Annotated in this window: 2 protein-coding genes; both read left to right on the plus strand. The window is 68.4% G+C overall.

From position 1 onward, the window contains the following. Nucleotides 1–1,307, plus strand: a 1,307-nt coding sequence (locus ACP5E6_RS16030; RefSeq protein WP_427955755.1) for a radical SAM protein, incomplete at its 5' end; no start/stop codon positions are given. Then, nucleotides 1,304–3,330: FAD-dependent oxidoreductase (locus ACP5E6_RS16035; RefSeq protein WP_427955758.1), on the plus strand; the 2,027-nt coding region annotated here is incomplete at its 3' end. The genes ACP5E6_RS16030 and ACP5E6_RS16035, both read left to right, overlap by 4 nt.

Genomic DNA, 3,330 nt, shown 5'->3' on the forward strand with positions numbered 1-3,330 from the left:
TCTTCGGCTCCGATCCGGACCCGGTACTGGCGGAGGAGATCGCGCGCACCGGCTGCGATGGCGTGATCGCCGGGCATTGCGGCCTCGGCTTCACCCGCATGATCGGTGAGCATCTGTGGCACAACGCCGGCGCGATCGGCCTGCCCGCGAACGACGGCACGCCACGCGGCTGGTATTCGGTGCTGACGCCCGACGGCGATGGCTTCACCATCACCACCCATCCACTCACCTACGATCATCGCGCGGCGGCCGGTGCGATGCGCGCAGCCGGCCTGCCGGTCGATTACGCCATCGCGCTGGAGAGTGGCATCTGGCCGAGTCTCGACATCCTGCCGCTTTCGGAACGGGCCAACGCCGCACGGCCGCAAGCCCCGGCAACCCTGCGCCTGCCCGGCGCGGTGCCGCCCGAAGCGTCGCCCCCGGCGGATGCGCGCGTGATGCTCGAACGGCTGGAAACGCTTTGGTTCAACACCGGCACGCTCTGCAACCTCGCCTGCACCGGCTGCTACATCGAAAGCTCCCCGCGCAACGACCGGCTGGCCTACCTCTCGCTCGATGAATGCCACCGATTGCTGGACGAAGCGCGCGACACCGCCCTGCCCCTGCGCGAGATCGGCTTCACCGGCGGCGAGCCGTTCATGAACCCGGACATCATCGCGATGCTCGAACTCGCCCTCGGTCGCGGTTATCGCACGCTGGTCCTGACCAATGCGATGCGGCCGATGCAGCGCCATTTCGCCGCACTCCGCCGCCTGCGCATCGCCTATGGTGCGCAACTGGCGCTGCGCGTCTCGCTGGATCACTTCACCGAGGCCGGGCATGCCGCCCTGCGCGGTGCTGACGCCTGGCAGCCCGCGCTCGCCGGCCTGCACGACCTGTTCAGCGCCGGGTTCGCCCCCTCGATCGCCGCGCGGTTCGATCCCGCGCACGAGGACGAAGCCGCCACCCGCGCGGGTTTCGCCGCAATGTTCGCCGCCGAAGGCTTCGCGATCGATGCGTATGATCCGGCGCATCTCGTGCTGTTTCCCGAAATGTCGACGCCGCACAAAATCCCCGGCGTCAGCGCCGCCGCCTGGGCGGCCTTAGCACCCCGCGGCGCGGACGCGATGTGCCGAACCTCGCGCATGGTGGTGCAGCGCAAGGGGGCGGCGCGCGCCAGCATCGTCGCCTGCACGCTGCTGCCCTACGAGCCACGGTTCGAACTCGGCGACACGCTCGCCGCTGCCGCCCGCCCGGTCACGCTCGATCATCCGCATTGCGCACGGTTCTGCGTATTCGGCGCCTCCTCCTGCATGAGCGCCCGATGAGCGCCGTGCTGAAATCCCGCACCGCCGCAACCAGACCGCTCCTGTTCGGCGGTCTGATCCTCGCAATCATCGGTGTTGCGCTGGCGTTCGGTGGCCATGCGCTCACCCTGGCCGGTCTGCATCGCCATGAAACGGTGCTGCGCCTCACGGTCACGCGGCATCCGATTGCCAGCTTTATCATCTATTTCGCCTTCTATGTCGCCGCCACGGCCCTATCCTTTCCCGGCGCCATCATCCTCACGCTCGGCGCCGGCGCGCTGTTCGGCGTGATCGAGGGCAGTCTCCTGGTCTCGTTCGCCGCCTCGATCGGGGCGAGCCTCGCGTTCCTGACCGCGCGGTTCCTGCTGCGCGATTTCGCTTTGGCGCGGTTTCCGGGCCTGTTCGCCCGGATCGATCAGGGCATCGCGCGGGACGGTGCCTGGTATCTCGCGGCACTGCGGCTGGTACCGGCGATCCCGTTCGTTGCGATCAATCTGCTCGCCGGGTTGACGAAACTGTCACTGCGGCAATTCTACGTCGCCAGCCAGATCGGCATGCTGCCCGCCACGATCATTTATGTGAACGCTGGCGCCAGCCTCGCCACGCTGGGCACGCATGGCGCGATCCTGACGCCGCGCCTGATCCTCGGTCTGCTGCTGCTGGCGGCCTTGCCGGTCGTGGCGCCGCGCCTGCGCAACCGCCTCGCCGCACGCCGGGCGAATGCCGGGTTCATCCGGCCGAAACGCTTCGATCGCAACCTCATCGTCATCGGCGCAGGTGCTGCCGGGCTGGTCACCGCCTATGTCGCCAACACCTTGCGCGCGAAAGTCACCTTGATCGAAGCCGCGCGCATGGGCGGTGACTGCCTCAACACCGGCTGCGTGCCCTCCAAGGCACTGCTGCACGCATCCCGCCACGGGCTCGATTTTCCGGCCGCCCGAGCGGCGGTGCAGGCGGCGGTGCTCGGCATCGCGCCGCATGATTCGGTCGCGCGCTACCGGGATCTCGGCATCGATGTCCGCCAGGGTCACGCGACCATCACATCGCCCTGGTCGGTCACCATCGATGGCGAAACCCTGACCACCCGCGCCATCGTGATCGCCGCCGGTGCCGAACCCTTCATCCCCGATCTGCCCGGCCTCGCCGAGTGCCCCTTCGCCACCTCGGAAACCCTGTGGGATATCGAAACCCTGCCCGCCCGTCTGCTCATCCTCGGCGGCGGCCCGATCGGCTGCGAAATGGCGCAGGCCTTCGCCCGCCTCGGCAGCACGGTCACTCTGGTCGAAATGGCCGATCGCCTGCTCGCGCGCGAGGACGATGCGGTTTCCGCCGCCATGGCCGCCATCCTGCGGCGCGGCGGCGTCACCGTGCTGACCAACCATCGCGCCGTCGCGGTTCTGCCGGATGCGGCGGGTTTCACGCTCCGCACCGATCACGCCGGCACCACCGTCGATCTCGGGTTCGACCGCCTCCTGATCGCGATCGGCCGCACGCCCCGCGTGACCGGCTACGGTCTGGAAGAGCTGGGGATACCGCTGCGCAAAGCCGGCACGATCGAGACCGATGATGGTCTGGCGACCCTGCATCCCACCATCTTCGCCTGTGGCGACGTCACCGGTCCGTACCAGCTCACCCACATCGCCGGGTTCCAGGGCGGTTTCGCCGCGCTCAACGCCCTGTTCGCGCCGTTCTGGCGGTTCAAGCCAAATTACCGCGCAGTGCCGGCCGTGACCTACACCAGCCCGGAGATCGCCCGGGTCGGGCTGAACGAGCGTGACGCGGCGGCGCAGGGCATCGCCTGCGAGATCACACGTTACGACTTCACCGAACTCGACCGCGCGATCGCCGAAGCCGATACTGAAGGCTTTGTCAGCGTGCTGACCCGCAAGGGATCGGACCGGATCCTGGGTGCCACCATCATCGGCACCCATGCCGGCGAACTCCTGACCGGCTTCACCATCGCGATGCAGCATGGGCTCGGTCTGAAACAACTGCTCGGCGTGATCTACCCCTACCCCACCCGCAGCGAAGCGATCCGCGCGGT

Source organism: Acidiphilium sp. (assembly GCF_049977125.1).
Lineage (GTDB): Bacteria > Pseudomonadota > Alphaproteobacteria > Acetobacterales > Acetobacteraceae > Acidiphilium.